This is a genomic window from Kribbella sp. NPDC050281 (genome assembly GCF_040655855.1).
Classification (GTDB): domain Bacteria; phylum Actinomycetota; class Actinomycetes; order Propionibacteriales; family Kribbellaceae; genus Kribbella.
The window spans coordinates 1-13,764 of record NZ_JBFAKS010000060.1; the positions used below are offsets into that span (position 1 = coordinate 1).

The window sequence follows — 13,764 nt, forward strand, 5'->3', positions numbered from 1 at the left end:
TTGTCACTGTTGTTCAGACGTGTGATCTACCGAACTGGCGGGTGGGTTGGCCACCCGCGTGCCGTTGGCCAACCCACCATCTCGTGGGTCAACCCATCGGACGGGGCTGGGTGGGGCCAACCCATCGGACGGGGCTGGGTGGGGCCAACCCATCGGACGGGGCTGGGTGGGGCCAACCCACCATCTCGTGGGTCAACCCATCGGACGGGGCTGGGTGGGGCCAACCCATCGGACGGGGCTGGGTGGGGCCGACCCATCGGACGGGGGCTGGGGTCAACCCACGGGTTGAGGTCTGGGTTCCACCTGGGGGCGAACTGGGGGCTGACGTTCCGGGGGCCGGATCCGAGGAGTGTTGTCACCAGCAACGAAAAACTCCTCGGAAAGGAACTGAGAGATGTCGGCCGGAGTAGTGGTGGGGATCTTGGTAGGGCTGTGGGTGCTGTTCCGGGTCGTCGGCCGGCAGATCACCGGGTCGCTGGTCACGCAGCGGTCGCTGATGGTGATGCCGGCGATCCTGCTGATCATCGGCTTGCTGCCGCTTCCATCGGCGCTCGGTACGGCGTCGACCGGCGAGATCGCCTTCCTGGTGCTGGACTGCGTCGTACTGGTCGGGCTCGGACTGTCCCGCGGTGCGAGCCTGCACCTCACCCGGCGCGAGGACGGGCTGTACCAGAAGGGGACGGGCGCCACGCTCGCGCTCTGGATCGTGACGCTCGGGATCCGGGTCGGTGCCGCGTTCGCCGCGCCGGCGATCTGGCCGCACGGCATGCTGAACCACGCGACGCTCGCCCTGACCATCGGTCTCACCATTGCCGCACAGAACGCGATGATCTACCGCCGGGCGCTGAGCATGCACATCCCGCTCGCGGTCGAACGGGCATGATGACGGTATGACGTCGACGCTCAGGAGCCGGGTGCGGACCGCCACCGCGCCTGGTCTCCTGATCCGTGCGATCCCGGGCGTACTGACGATCGGCACGCTGGTCTTCGCGGGCGGTGTGCCGGACCCGCACCGGCTGCCGTACCCGGTGATCCTCGTCCTCGCCCTGCTTGTTGTCATCAGCAACTTCTCGCTCTTCGGTCTGCGGTACGGCGAGCCGCTGGGCAAGGCCACCTACGGGCTGCTGGTGTTCGCGGTCGCCGGATCGCTGCTGTGGTTCGCGTTGCCGCAGAGTCCGCTGATCGTGCTGCCGTTCTGGGTGTCCAGAGCGGCAGTTCGCTATCACCGGGCCGGGCCGCGCGAGATCGCGGTGGTCGTCATCGGTGTGGTGGGCGCCTCGGTGCCGCTGTACGTCACGACCGGTTCAGTGGCCGGGGCAGTCGGGCCGGCGTTCGGGTTGGTGGCCCTGGTGCTGGCCTCGATCAATCGCCGGAACCGCGAGTCCCAGCTCGAGGACCTCGAAGTCTCGCTGGCCCGGAAACAGGCCGTGATCGAGGAGCACGGCCGCGCCGCAGCCCTGGCCGAACGCGCCCGGATCGCCCGCGACGTGCACGACGTACTGGCGCATTCGCTGGCTGGACTGTCGTTGAGCCTGCAAGGGGCGCGGTTGATGCTGATCCGGGACGGCGCGTCGCCCGAGGCGATCGAGCAGGTGACGCGGGCACAGGGGCTGGCAGTGGAAGGTCTGGCCGAGGCGAGGCGTGCGGTGGCCGCGCTGCGTGAGGACGCGGTCCCCGACGTACGGGCGTTCGGCGATCTGGTCACGTCGTACCGGCTGGAGAGTGGTGCAGCGGCGGACTTCGAAGTGGAGGGGGAGGCGCGGGAGTTGTCCGCCGACCTGATGAGCACCCTGTACCGGACGCTGCAGGAGGCGCTGGCGAACACCCGCAAGCACGCACCGGGCGCGCCGGTCGACGTTCGGCTCCGGTACGCCGATGATGTCCGGCTGACCGTCGAGGACAGGCCGGGGAAGCGTCCGGCGCAGCCGATGCCCGGCGGCTATGGTCTGCTCGGGATGAAGGAACGGGCCGACCTCGTCGGTGGTTCGGTCGAGGCCGGTCCGACGTCCGAGGGCTGGCGGGTAGAACTGAGGATTCCGGTATGAGTGCAGTGCGTGTCGTGGTCGCCGACGATCAGACTGTGGTCCGCGACGGCCTGGTCACGTTGCTCAAGCTGCTGCCAGGGATCGACGTGGTCGCGGCCGCGTCCGATGGCGAGGAAGCCGTGCGATTGGTTGCCGAGCACAACCCTGACGTCCTGCTCGTCGACCTGCGCATGCCGAAGTGCGACGGCGTGGAGGCGACCAGGCGGGTCCGCGCGGACCACCCCGGCACGGAGGTCGTCGTACTCACGACCTACAGCGACGACGACTCGGTGCTGTCCGCGTTGCGCGCCGGTGCGCGGGGGTTCCTCACCAAGGACGCGGACGCCGAGTCGATCGGGCGGGCCTTGCAGGCGGCCGCGGCCGGGCAGTCCATCCTCGACGCCGAGGTCCAGCGCCGCCTGATCGAGGGCGCCGCCACCCCGAAGCCCGCCGACCTCGCCGGCTCGGGCCTCACTCCCCGCGAGATCGAGGTACTGCGCCTGATCGCCGACGGACTGTCGAACACGGAGATCGCCCGGCACCTGGTCGTCAGCGAGGCCACGGTCAAGACCCACATCAATCACCTCTTCGCCAAGGCCAACCTCCGCGACCGCGCCCAAGCCGTCGCCTACGCCTACCGGCTCGGCCTGGCCTAAGACCTTTCGAGGTTCACGGATGCGAACTCTGTCTGATATACCGAACACGTGAGCGACGCTGACAGACCGCCGGCCGTGAAGTCGGCGGCTCGGACCGTGGAGCTGCTGGAGGCGCTGGCCCAGGCCCCCGGGCGGCTGACGCTGACCGAGCTGGCCAGCCGGCTCGGTTACCCGAAGTCCAGCATCCACATGCTGCTCCGGACGCTGGTCGGTGCCGGCTGGGTCGAGTCCGACGAGCGCGGTACGGCGTACGGCATCGGAGTCCGCGCGCTCCTCGTCGGGACCGCGTTCCTCGACCGCGACGTCGTCAACCAAGTCGCGACGGCACACCTCGCCGCGCTGCGTGCGTACCTCAACGAGACTGTTCATCTGGCCCGGCTCGACGGCGCCGACGTGGTCTATCTGGCCAGTCGCGAGTCGATGCACATCCTCCGCAGCGGGTCCTGGGTCGGTCGCCGGGTGCCCGCACATTCCAGCGCGATGGGACAGGTGCTGCTCGCACAACTCTCGCCGGAGGAAGTCGAGGCGCGCGTCCCGACCGAACTCAAGGCGGAAACTCAGCACACGATCGCCGACCGACAGGCGCTCGCGCGCGAGCTCCAGGACGTCCGCGTACGGCGCTGGGCCGCCGAGCGGGAGCAGGACGCCCTGGGCCTGGGGAGCATCGCGGTGGCGATCCCCTTCGGCCGCCCGGCGGCGTACGGACTCAGCTGCTCGATCCCGCTGTCGCGGTTCACCGATGCCCACCAGCGGGACGTGGTCGAGGCGCTCCACCAGCATGCCGAGGAGATCGGCGGCACCTTGCGTCGCCTGCCCAGCGCCTGAGCGCTGGACGTACGCCATGCACGTCGCCCGCGGAGTCCCGCGCGGCACGAACCGTTGACACATCCCGGCTGGCCGCCTACTTTTTCGTCGTCGTTCAACATTACAGACTTCGTTCATGTATGTGAACTCGCGAAGGGACCGCCCCATGCACGGTTCGGTTCGGAAGGTGCTCGCGGTGGTCGCCGCCGGAGTGCTGGCCGCCGTTCAGCTGGGATCACCCGCGCAGGCGGCGAGTGATCCCGGGATCGTCTTCACCAACCCGGTCGCCGCGGACGGGATCACCGCCTGGCCCGGTGACCCGGACAAGACCCCGGAGCACGCGGTGTCGAGCCGGCTCGGGGTGCCGTGCTGGCAGACCAGCAACGATCTGAAGGACCAGTACCTCTACCTGAACATCGACGCGGCCCGGATCCCCGCCGGCGCCACCGACGCGGTGCTCACGGTCAACTACTTCGACACTCCGGGCCAGCAACTGAGCGCGCAGTACGACAGCGTCAGTTCGGCCTTCACGCCGCTGCCCTGGTTCACCTTCCCCGGCACCGGCGCGTGGGCGACCACCCAGTTCCGGATGTCCAACGTGAACTTCCAGAACCGCGCGAACGGCGCCGACATCCGGCTGATGGCGAGCGCACCTGGTGGCGTGATCAGCTCGGTCTGCGTCTCGTCGGTCAGCATCTCGTTCGCGGACACGACTGGTATCACCGTCACCAACCAGAGTCTGGTGTTCACCCAGGGATCGGGCAGCGTAACGCTCACCTCGACCGCGTCGTCCGTGGCCTGGAGCATCACCGACGACCAGTACCTCCCCGTTGCCTCCGGCAACACGACGACCGGCACCGTCAACGTGGCGGCCCTCGGTCCCGGCTTCTACAACCTCCGCCTCACGGCCGGCCAGACGGTGGTCGGTACGACGCTCGCCGTCATCCCACCGTTGCCGGCCGGAACCCAGTCCCCACAGGGCAAGTGGGGCGTCAACACCCACATGAACCACTACTACAACCTCAGTGGCGCGCTCATCCGCACCCTTGCCTTGGCCGGCTTCTCACACATCCGCGACAGCCTCGAGTGGACCCACGTGGAGTCCGGCTCACCCGGCAACTACACCGTCGAGCCGCAGTACGACGCGATGGTCGCGGACGCGAAGGCGAACGGCATCATCCCGCTGCTGGTGACCGGCTACCGCAACGCGCTGTACGACGGCGGGCACACCCCGAGCACCACGGCCGGTCTGGCCGGGTTCGGCCGGTACCAGAGCTTCTGGCTGAAGCACTTCGCCGGCACCACGAACGACATCGAAACGTACAACGAGTACTACCAGCCCGGCTTCAACGACAGCGCCTGTGGCGTCACCGGCGCGTGCTTCCTGCAGCTGATCAAGGCGGCGTACCAGCAGACCCACGCGGACAACCCGAACGCGAACGTGATCGTCGACGTCGGCCCGAACAAGGGTGACACTTCGTTCCGCGACCAGTTGCTCTCGCTCGGCGGTCTGGCGTACATGGACTCGATCAACGCGCACATCTACACGTTCCCCGGCCCGGAAGGCGACCTGGACACCCAGATCCAGAACCTGCGCACGGCGGCGAACGCGCACGGCGGCGCCGGCAAGCCGCTCTGGATCAGCGAGGAGGGCTACCCGACCGCCGCCAGCTCCGGTGGCTCGATGCTCGACCAGGCCCGCAAGTCGATCCGCAACGACACGATCATGATCGCTAACGGCGTCAGCCAGTTCTACTGGTACGACGCCCTGAACGACGGCACCAACCTGGACGACAAGGAGAGCACCTTCGGCCTGCTGCAGGCACCGGCCGGACCGATCGCCGGGATGGCGCCCAAGCCGGGCCTGGTCGCCAAGGCGACCACGATCCGCGCACTCACCGGCCTCGCCTACAGCGGCCGTGACACCCTGGCCGCCCCGCTGTACTCGTATCGCTTCGGTTCGGGAACGTCGACCACCCGCGTGCTGTGGTCGACCGGCACCGGCTCCTCATCGGTGCAGCTCAGCACCACCAGCCCGCTCCAGGTCACCGACATGTACGGCCACAAGACCACGCTGACCCCGACGCAGGGCGTGGTGACGATGACGGTCGACCAGGACCCGGTCTTCGTGAAGGGCTCTGCAACCGGAGTGGCCGTCACGACGGCACCACAGGCGAAGGTCGCGGCCGCGGATCCGTCCAACTCGCAGGAGCCGACCGCGGTCACGGTGACGATCAAGGGCACGCCGTACAACGCCGGCCCGGCCGCCGTGACGGTGGCAGGCCAGACCAAGCAGGTCCTGGTGCTCCCGGGCCGGGACACTCAGGTCACCATCGCGGTCCCGGCGAGCGACACGCTCGGACCGCGGCACGTCGTCGCGACAGTCTCCCGGCTCGGTAGAACCACTGCCCGCTTGGTTGCCTGGACCACTGTCGAGCCGGCGACCAAGATCCGCGTCGTCCCGCAGCTCACCCAAGCTGCACCAGCCGGCCTCGGCGTCGAACTGACCAACACCAGGGCGAGCTCGTCCGCCACGATCCAGGACCTGACCTGGACGATCGCCGGTCAGCACGGAACAGCCGGCGCCGGCCAGTCGATAGAACCGGGGCAGAAGGCAACGATCAGCATCCCGGTCACCGGACTGGTGCCCTGGAAGGCCTACGCCTACACCGTCGACCTCACCACGTCCGACGGCAACAAGGTCTCCGCCAAGGGCGCTACCGCGTTCGATCCGATCGTGCCCTCGGCAACAACTCCGGTCAGCTCGATCAACCTCGCGACCGACGCCAGTTGGCTTGCATTCACTCGCCCGTGGGGTGGCGCCGCCGACCTGTCCGGCTCGGCCAATTTCCAGTACGACGCCACCGGGCTGACCGTCAACGCGGCCGTCACCGACGACGTCTTCGCGCAGACCGAGACCGCGCCGAATCTGTGGCGAGGTGATGGCCTGCAGTTCGCGATCAGCAACGGGCTGCCCGGCGAGAACGCGACCGCCACCGAGATCGGCGCCGCCCTCCTGCCGACCGGACCGGCCGTCTACAGCTTCGGCACCTCGGACGGCAGTCCGGCCGGGACCACACCGGGCGCCACCGCCGCCATCACGCGCGCCGACGGCGTCACGTCGTACCGGGTGAAGGTGCCGTGGGCGGCGCTCGGGTTCCAGACCGCGCCGGCCGGTCCGATTGCGATGTCCCTTGCCCTGAACGAGAACGACGGCACCGGACGGGCCGGGGCGCTGCAGTGGGCGAGCGGCATCGTCACCGGCAAGACCACCACCTTGTTCCTCCCGGGAACGTTCACCAACTAGCAGAAGGAGTAACTGTGCAGACCACACGACGGAGGACAGGAACGGTCGCCGCACTGGTGATCACCACCTGCCTCGCGGCCACCGCCTGCTCGTCATCGGGATCCGGGAGCACGGCAGACAGCGGCGACGGCACCGTCACGATCACGGTCGGGCAGAAGCCGACGCCCGACCAGGCGGCCGCACTGAAGACGTGGACCGACCGGGTCGCCGAGTTCGAGAAGGCGAACCCGAACATCAAGATCGAGGGCTCGGAGTACGGGTACGACGTTCAGACCTTCCAGGCCGACCTGGCCGCCGGGACGCTGCCGACCGTGGTCGCGATCCCGTACACCGACGTGCAGGGTCTGATCGAACGCAAGCAACTCGCCGACATCACCGACGTGGTGAAGGCGTCACCCATCGGCAGCAAGATCAACCCTGAGGTGCTGAAGACGGTCCAGGACTCCAGCGGCAAGATCTTCGGGTTGCCGGTGCAGGCGTACACGATGAGCCTCAACTACAACCGCGCGCTGTTCAAGCAGGCCGGGCTCGACCCGGACAAGCCGCCGGCCACCTGGGCCGAGGTGCGGACGGACGCGAAGGCGATCGCGGACAAGACCGGCAAGGCCGGCTACTCGATGATGACCACCGGCAACACCGGCGGCTGGGTCCTCACCGCGATGACCTACACGTACGGCGGGACGATCGAGAAGGTGGACGGCGGCAAGGCCTCGGCCGCCTTCAACGACGCACCGATGAAGAACGCGCTGACAGCCCTGCAGGAGATGCGCTGGACCGACAACTCGATGGGCAGCAACTTCCTGTTCAACCAGAAGCAGCTGCAGCAGGAGTTCGCCGGCGGCAAGGTCGGCATGTACATCGGCGCGCCGGGCGACTACCGCGACGAGGTCACCACGATGGGCGGCAAGGGTGAGGACATCGGCGTCGCGCCGCTGCCGCTGGACTCGCCGGACGGCGGCACGCTGACCGGTGGCGCCGTACAGATGTTCAACCCGAAGGCGTCGAAGGCGCAGGTCGAGGCCGCGGTGAAGTGGGCGGAGTTCTTCTGGCTGGAGAAGTTCACCGATCAGGACCACGCCGTCACGGACGCGAAGACCGCGAACGCGGACAAGCAGTACTCCGTCGGGCTGCCGATGCTGTGGCTGTTCGACGACGCGTCGCAACAGCAGTACAACGCCTGGATCAAGCCGTACGTGAACACGGTCCAGGCGAACTTCGCGCCGTACACGAGCAAGGCGGCGTCGCTGAAGCTGATGATCGAGCCGCCGGTGGCCGGGCAGAAGGTGTACGCGAGCCTCGACTCCGTCGTACAGACCGTGCTGACCAAGAAGGACACCGACATCGGCAAGCTGCTCGGCGACTCGTCGAAGACGGTCGACGGGCTGCTGACCAACCCGTGAGAGGACGTACGACGAAGTGGGTCCGGCACGGCGGGATCAGTACCTTGGTGTTCCTGATCCCGACGTTGCTGGTCTTCGGGTTGTTCTCCTGGTGGCCGATCGCCCGGGGCCTGGTCCTCGCGTTCCAGCAGACGAACCTGATCACTCCGGCGGAGTGGGTCGGCTTCGACAACTTCCGTAAGGTGCTCGCCGACCCGCTGCTGTTCACCGCTGTCCGCAACACTGCCTGGTTCGCACTGCTGGCGTTGGTGTTCGGCTATCCCGCGCCGCTCGCACTCGCGGTCTTCGTTCGCGAACTGCGTCGCGGCCGGGCGTTGTTCTCGGTGCTCGCCTACCTGCCGGTGGTGCTTCCGCCGGTGGTGGCGATCCTGCTCTGGCGGGTGTTCTACGACGCGAGCGACGAGGGCCTGTTCAACACGCTGGCCCGGGGCATCGGTCTCGGTCCGTTCCAGTGGTTGCAGGACGCCCACTGGGCCATGCCCAGCATCGTGCTGGAGGCCACCTGGGCCAACGCCGGGGCGACGATGATCATCTACCTGGCCGCTTTGTCCGGCGTACGCGCGGATCTCTACGAGGCGGCCGAGATCGACGGGGCCTCGATCTGGCGGCGGGTGGTGCACGTGACGTTGCCACAGTTGCGGACGATCCTGCTGATCACGTTGCTGCTGCAGATCATCGGGACCTTCCAGGTGTTCACCGAGCCGTTCCTGTTCACCGGCGGCGGGCCGGCGAACGCGACGACGACGATCCTGCTGCTGCTGTACAACTACGCCTTCATCAACGGCGACTACGGCGAGGCGACGGCGTTGTCGGTCCTGCTGGCGATCTTCCTCGGCCTGCTGTCGCTGCTGTACTTCCGGCTGACACGGCGCTGGAGCACGACATGAGCGCCCGGGGCGAGGACCGCGGTCTGATCTCCGCGGCGGACCGGCGCCGTCCGCTCGTGCGCTGGACGTTCGGCAGCGGTCAGGTGCTGATCCTGGTCCTGCTCGCACTGGCCGGCCTCGGGCCGATCCTGTGGCTGGCCAAGGCGGCCATCTCGCAGCCTCACGACCTCGCGTCGAACCCACTCGGTCTGTGGTCCGGGCACCCGCAGTGGCAGAACATCGAGACGGCCTGGTCCCGCCTCCGGGTCGGTCCCGCGCTGATCAACACGGTCTGGATCGCCCTCGGCAACTGGGCGGTGTCGGTGCTGGTGGCAACGACCGGCGGCTATGCGCTGGCGATCCTGCGGCCGAGGTACGCCAAGGTCATCGACGGCGCCTTGCTGGCAACGCTGTTCATCCCCGGCGTCATCTCGCTGGTGCCGCTCTACCTGACGGTGATCGACGTGCCGATCGTCGGCGGGACGTTGATCAACACCTACTGGGCGATCTGGCTGCCGGCCGGTGCGAGTGCGTTCAACGTGATCATCACCGGACGGTTCTTCGCGCAACTGCCGGCCGAGCTGTTCGAGGCGGCCAGGATCGACGGCGTCGGCAACTTCCGGATGTTCACCTCGCTGGTGCTGCCGCTGTCCGGGCCGATCATCGGCGTGGTGTCGCTGCTGTCGATCATCGCTGCCTGGCGCGAGTACCTCTGGCCGAAGCTGGTCCTGCCGGACCGGACCAAGCAGCCGTTGTCGGTGATGCTGCCGTCGATCCGCGACAACGTGCAGATCAACCTGTTCATGGCGGGACTGCTGATCTCGGTGGTGCTGCCGATCATCATCTTCCTGCTCTTCCAGCGCTACTTCCTCCGCGGGGCCGGTCTGGCCGGCGGGATCAAGGGCTGACCATCAACTCGAAGGAGAACGCGTGACGGTGACCCGGGTGCTCGTGACGGGGGCGAGCGGCATGATCGGTCATGCCGTCGTCGGCGATCTGGTTGCCCAAGGCATCTTTGTGACCGCACTGGACCGGCTCGAGCCGGACGGACTGCCGGCCGATCGGATGGTGATCGGGGACGCCCGCGACCCGGCCGCGGTCGACGAGGCGATGGCCGATGCGGATGCGGTGATCCACCTGGCCGGGCTGGCGTCGCCGGGTCACGGTACGCCGTTCGAGGTCTTCGGCGGCAATACCCGCGCGACCTTCGTCGTGCTGGAAGCCGCCGGCCGGCGAGGGATTCGGCGGGTTGCCCTGAGCAGCAGCTACTCGATCACCGGGTTGCCGTTCGCGGCTGGGATCCGGCACCCGGCGTACGTGCCGGTGGACGAGAACCTGCCGGTGCAGATCGAGGACCCGTACGGGCTGTCCAAGCAGGTCGACGAGGCGACCGCGCTGATGATGACGCGGCGGCACGGTCTGACGGCGGTCGCGCTGCGCCTGCCGTTCGTCGCCGACGACAGGCGTCGGCGCGATCGGCTCGCGGCGACCACGGCCGACCCGCTCTATGGATCAGCCGAGCTCTGGGCGTACCTCGATCTCCGTGACGCCGCCCGGGCCTTGCGGTTGGCCCTGACCGCGCCGGTGTCCGGCTTCCACGCCGTACTGGTTGCCGCCCCGCAGACGTTGGCGCCGTACCCGACCGACGAACTGCTGGCGCGGTATCACCCGACGGTCCCGGTCCGGCGGGCACTGCCGGGACGCGCGGTACCGATGGACCTGTCCCGGGCTCGCGACCTGCTCGGGTTCACCGCGGAGCATCGGGTCGAGCTCGATCTCCGGCCTCTCCCCGTCGACTTCACCCGGGCCGCCGGGTAGCGAAAGGACAGCTATGCCTTTGTTCGACAAGCCACTGCCGGAGTTGCGCGAGTATCGCCCGGAGCGCAGCGAGCCGGCCGACTTCGACCTGTTCTGGCGGGACACCTTGGCCAAGGCCGAGACCGATCCGCTCGAGCCGGCGTTCGTCCGGTACGACGCGGGGCTGTCGACCGTGGACGTGTGGGACGTGCGGTTCACCGGGTTCGGTGGACATCGGATCGCGGGATGGTTCCTGGCACCGCGTGATGTGGCCGGACCGCTGCCGACCGTGGTGCAGTTCCTCGGGTACCAGGGTGGGCGGAACTGGCCGATCGACTGGCTCGTGTACCCGGCCGCCGGGTACGCCGTACTCGTGATGGACACGCGGGGCCAGGGGACCGACACCGCCGATCCCGATCCAGGGGCGAACCCGCAGGTGCCCGGGTTCCTCACCCGCGGACTCGTCGATCGGGACTCCTACTACTACCGGCGGGTGTTCACCGACGCGGTCCGCGCGGTGGACGCGGCGCGGAGTCACCCGATCGCCGACCCGGCCCGAATCGTCGCCGCGGGCGGCAGCCAAGGGGGCGGGATCGCGCAGGCGGTGGCGGGGCTGCGGACGGACGTCGCCGCGGCGTTGATCGACGTACCGTTCCTGACGCACTTCCGGCGGGCGGCCGAGATGGTGGACAAGACCGGGTACGGCGAGATCGCCGACTACCTCGCCCGTCGGCGGGTGCCGCCCGAGGACGTGTTCGGCGTACTCGACTACTTCGACGGGGTGAACCTCGCGGCCCGGGCGACGGCTCCGGCCCGGTACTCCGTCGCGTTGATGGACGCGGTCTGCCCGCCGTCGACGGTGTTCGCGGCGTACAACCACTACCGCGGCCCGGCGGAGATCGACGTCTGGCCCTTCAACGGCCATGAAGGCGGCGCCCAGGTGCAGCGGATGCGCCAGCTGAGATGGCTGGGGGAGACGCTGTAGCTTGCGGGCGCCCGGAGGCGACCCTATTGTCGACGTATGAAGAGTTCTGCAGATGTGCAGGGCAGCGCGGCGATCGACGCCTGCACCGTCCGGGTCGTCGACCCGGAGCGGGTGGCGAGCGTCAATGCCAGGATGCCGGGCGAGGACGACATCGTCGACACCGCCGATGTCTTCGGCCTGCTCGGCGATCCGCGCCGGCTGAAGCTGCTGGTCGCACTGCTCGACGGCGAACTGTGCGTCTGCGATCTCGCCGCGGTGACCGGGCTGAGCGAGTCCGCGACCTCGCACGCGCTCCGGCTGCTGCGCGCCCACCGCGTGGTCGCCGTACGGCGGGACGGCCGGATGGCGTACTACCGCCTGGACGACGCACACGTGCGGATGCTGGTCGACCTCGCCGTCGCGCACACCGAGCACACCGACGCGATCCACCCGGAGAGGTCCGGCGCATGACGGCCGAGGCACACGGGCACGGCCACGGCCACGGTGTCAGCACAGAAGCGGACCGGAAGCTGCTCAGCGGTGCGCTCGCGCTGATCGTCGGCTTCATGGTGGCCGAGGTCGTGGTCGGGCTCGCGGCCGGATCGCTGGCCCTGATCACCGACGCGGCGCACATGCTCACCGACGCGATCGCGATCGTGCTCGCGCTGATCGCGATCCGGCTGGCCGCCCGTCCGCCGGCCGGTGGGTTCACGTACGGCTTCAAGCGCGTCGAGATCCTGTCCGCCCAGGCGAACGGGATCACGCTGCTCCTGCTGGCGGCGTACTTCGTCTATGAAGCGGTCAGCCGGATGATCGATCCGCCCGAGGTGAAGGGCGGGCTGGTGCTGATCACCGGTGTCGTCGGCATCGTGGTCAACCTGCTGGCCGCCTCTCTGATCAGCAAGGCGAACCGCTCCAGCCTGAACGTCGAGGGTGCGTTCCAGCACATCCTCAACGACCTCTTCGCCTTCATCGCGACGGCCATCGCAGGTCTTGTCGTCCTGCTCACCGGCTTCGCCCGCGCCGACGCGATCGCCGCGCTGGTGGTGGCCGCGCTGATGCTGAAGGCGGGCATCTCGCTGGTCCGCGACTCGGGCCGGATCTTCCTCGAGGCCGCGCCGGCCCGGATCGACCCGCAGGCCCTCGGCGCGGAGCTGTGCGCGGTCGAGGGTGTGGTCGAGGTGCACGACCTGCACGTCTGGGAAATCACGTCCGGTGAGCCGGCCGCGTCCGCGCACATCCTGGTCGCCCAAGGGCTCGACTGCCACCAGATCAGGGTCAAGGTCGAGGCGCTACTGGCCGAGCGTCATCAGCTGACGCACTCGACCCTGCAGGTAGACCATGCCTCCGGCAACGACCGCGACGCCCACTGCAGCGACGCCCACGGCACCGTGCACCGCTCGGTCACAGCCGCTGGGACAGGACCTGACCCGGCCATTCCGAATCATTGACCGGTACGGAGAACTCCACGTCCCGGACGAATCCCTGCTTCTCGTAGTACCGAACCAGTGCGCCGTCCCCGCCCGCGAAGCAGTCCACCCGGATCAACCCGACACCGGCCTCCCGCGCCAGCATCCGCGCGTGGTCGAGCAGTTCAGCACCGATCCCACGGCCCGCGGAGGCCCGATCGGTCACCAACAGCCGGACGTACAGCTCCGGCTCGTCCACAGTTGGCACATACGACATCGCCGGCCCGACCGCGAGCGCCCCGACCACCCGGCCGTCCGCCTCGGCCACCCACAGCCCGTCGTCGGCGAACCCGGTGATCTGCGCGACCCGGCGCGGATTGGTCGAATGCGCCTCAGTGCCCCACTGGTCCGTCCGCCCACGAGCGACCAGCCACTCGGTCGCCCCGTCGAGCAGCGCCAGCACCGCAGGTACTTCGTCCCGCCCCGCGCGGCGGATGGTGATCTGCACGAAACTCAGAATAGTTCGGGACACCATGT

13 protein-coding genes are annotated in these 13,764 nt (G+C 68.7%); 12 read left to right on the top strand and 1 reads right to left on the bottom strand.

Annotated elements, in window-relative coordinates:
* Positions 1-394: 394 nt before the first annotated feature.
* The 12 genes from AB0I34_RS40700 (at position 395) to AB0I34_RS40755 (ending at position 13,269) form a co-directional block, all read left to right on the top strand.
* Positions 395-883: a hypothetical protein gene (locus AB0I34_RS40700; RefSeq protein WP_360456849.1), complete on the top strand. Its 489-nt coding sequence runs from the start codon at positions 395-397 to the stop codon at positions 881-883.
* A gap of 7 nt (positions 884-890) precedes the next feature.
* The gene (locus AB0I34_RS40705; RefSeq protein WP_360456852.1) at positions 891-2,045 is read left to right on the top strand and encodes a histidine kinase; all 1,155 of its coding nucleotides are present in this window, start codon (positions 891-893) and stop codon (positions 2,043-2,045) included.
* On the top strand, positions 2,042-2,680 hold the full coding sequence (locus AB0I34_RS40710; RefSeq protein ID WP_360456855.1) for a response regulator transcription factor: 639 nt from the start codon (positions 2,042-2,044) through the stop codon (positions 2,678-2,680). The genes AB0I34_RS40705 and AB0I34_RS40710 overlap by 4 nt, the downstream gene beginning before the upstream one ends.
* Before the next feature lie 48 nt (positions 2,681-2,728).
* Positions 2,729-3,505, top strand: coding sequence for an IclR family transcriptional regulator (locus AB0I34_RS40715; RefSeq protein ID WP_360456858.1), 777 nt, complete (start codon positions 2,729-2,731; stop codon positions 3,503-3,505).
* 145 nt (positions 3,506-3,650) lie between these two features.
* Positions 3,651-6,791 (top strand): sugar-binding protein, encoded by a 3,141-nt coding sequence (locus AB0I34_RS40720; RefSeq protein WP_360456861.1) that lies wholly within the window; start codon positions 3,651-3,653, stop codon positions 6,789-6,791.
* A 14-nt stretch (positions 6,792-6,805) separates the two neighbouring features.
* Complete coding sequence (locus AB0I34_RS40725; RefSeq protein ID WP_360456864.1) at positions 6,806-8,191, top strand: extracellular solute-binding protein; 1,386 nt, start codon at positions 6,806-6,808, stop codon at positions 8,189-8,191.
* Complete coding sequence (locus tag AB0I34_RS40730) at positions 8,188-9,078, top strand: sugar ABC transporter permease (protein WP_360456867.1); 891 nt, start codon at positions 8,188-8,190, stop codon at positions 9,076-9,078. Before AB0I34_RS40725 ends, AB0I34_RS40730 begins: the two co-directional genes overlap by 4 nt.
* Complete coding sequence (locus tag AB0I34_RS40735) at positions 9,075-9,965, top strand: carbohydrate ABC transporter permease (RefSeq protein ID WP_360456870.1); 891 nt, start codon at positions 9,075-9,077, stop codon at positions 9,963-9,965. The genes AB0I34_RS40730 and AB0I34_RS40735 overlap by 4 nt, the downstream gene beginning before the upstream one ends.
* 22 nt (positions 9,966-9,987) lie before the next feature.
* Positions 9,988-10,875: an NAD(P)-dependent oxidoreductase gene (locus tag AB0I34_RS40740; protein WP_360456874.1), complete on the top strand. Its 888-nt coding sequence runs from the start codon at positions 9,988-9,990 to the stop codon at positions 10,873-10,875.
* Positions 10,876-10,888: 13 nt separating this feature from the next.
* A complete protein-coding gene (locus AB0I34_RS40745; protein ID WP_360456876.1) occupies positions 10,889-11,839 on the top strand; it encodes an acetylxylan esterase in 951 nt (316 codons plus the stop codon).
* A gap of 36 nt (positions 11,840-11,875) precedes the next feature.
* Positions 11,876-12,289 carry a metalloregulator ArsR/SmtB family transcription factor gene (locus tag AB0I34_RS40750; protein ID WP_360456879.1) on the top strand — a complete coding sequence of 138 codons (414 nt, stop codon included), beginning with the start codon at positions 11,876-11,878 and terminating at the stop codon, positions 12,287-12,289.
* The gene (locus tag AB0I34_RS40755) at positions 12,286-13,269 is read left to right on the top strand and encodes a cation diffusion facilitator family transporter (RefSeq protein ID WP_360456882.1); all 984 of its coding nucleotides are present in this window, start codon (positions 12,286-12,288) and stop codon (positions 13,267-13,269) included. The genes AB0I34_RS40750 and AB0I34_RS40755 overlap by 4 nt, the downstream gene beginning before the upstream one ends.
* Here the strand turns inward: AB0I34_RS40755 and AB0I34_RS40760 are convergent.
* Positions 13,223-13,735, bottom strand: a complete 513-nt coding sequence (locus AB0I34_RS40760) for a GNAT family N-acetyltransferase (protein ID WP_360456885.1) — start codon at positions 13,733-13,735, stop codon at positions 13,223-13,225. The genes AB0I34_RS40755 and AB0I34_RS40760 overlap by 47 nt on opposite strands.
* Between the last annotated feature and the right edge of the window lie 29 nt (positions 13,736-13,764).

Excerpts from the sequence above, each read along its gene's own strand:
- AB0I34_RS40735 (WP_360456870.1), top strand. The coding sequence starts at position 9,075 with ATGAGCGCCCGGGGCGAGGACCGCGGTCTGATCTCCGCGGCGGACCGG.
- AB0I34_RS40755 (WP_360456882.1), top strand. The coding sequence starts at position 12,286 with ATGACGGCCGAGGCACACGGGCACGGCCACGGCCACGGTGTCAGCACA.
- AB0I34_RS40750 (WP_360456879.1), top strand. The coding sequence starts at position 11,876 with ATGAAGAGTTCTGCAGATGTGCAGGGCAGCGCGGCGATCGACGCCTGC.
- AB0I34_RS40720 (WP_360456861.1), top strand. The coding sequence starts at position 3,651 with ATGCACGGTTCGGTTCGGAAGGTGCTCGCGGTGGTCGCCGCCGGAGTG.
- AB0I34_RS40710 (WP_360456855.1), top strand. The coding sequence starts at position 2,042 with ATGAGTGCAGTGCGTGTCGTGGTCGCCGACGATCAGACTGTGGTCCGC.
- AB0I34_RS40700 (WP_360456849.1), top strand. The coding sequence starts at position 395 with ATGTCGGCCGGAGTAGTGGTGGGGATCTTGGTAGGGCTGTGGGTGCTG.
- AB0I34_RS40705 (WP_360456852.1), top strand. The coding sequence starts at position 891 with ATGACGTCGACGCTCAGGAGCCGGGTGCGGACCGCCACCGCGCCTGGT.
- AB0I34_RS40745 (WP_360456876.1), top strand. The coding sequence starts at position 10,889 with ATGCCTTTGTTCGACAAGCCACTGCCGGAGTTGCGCGAGTATCGCCCG.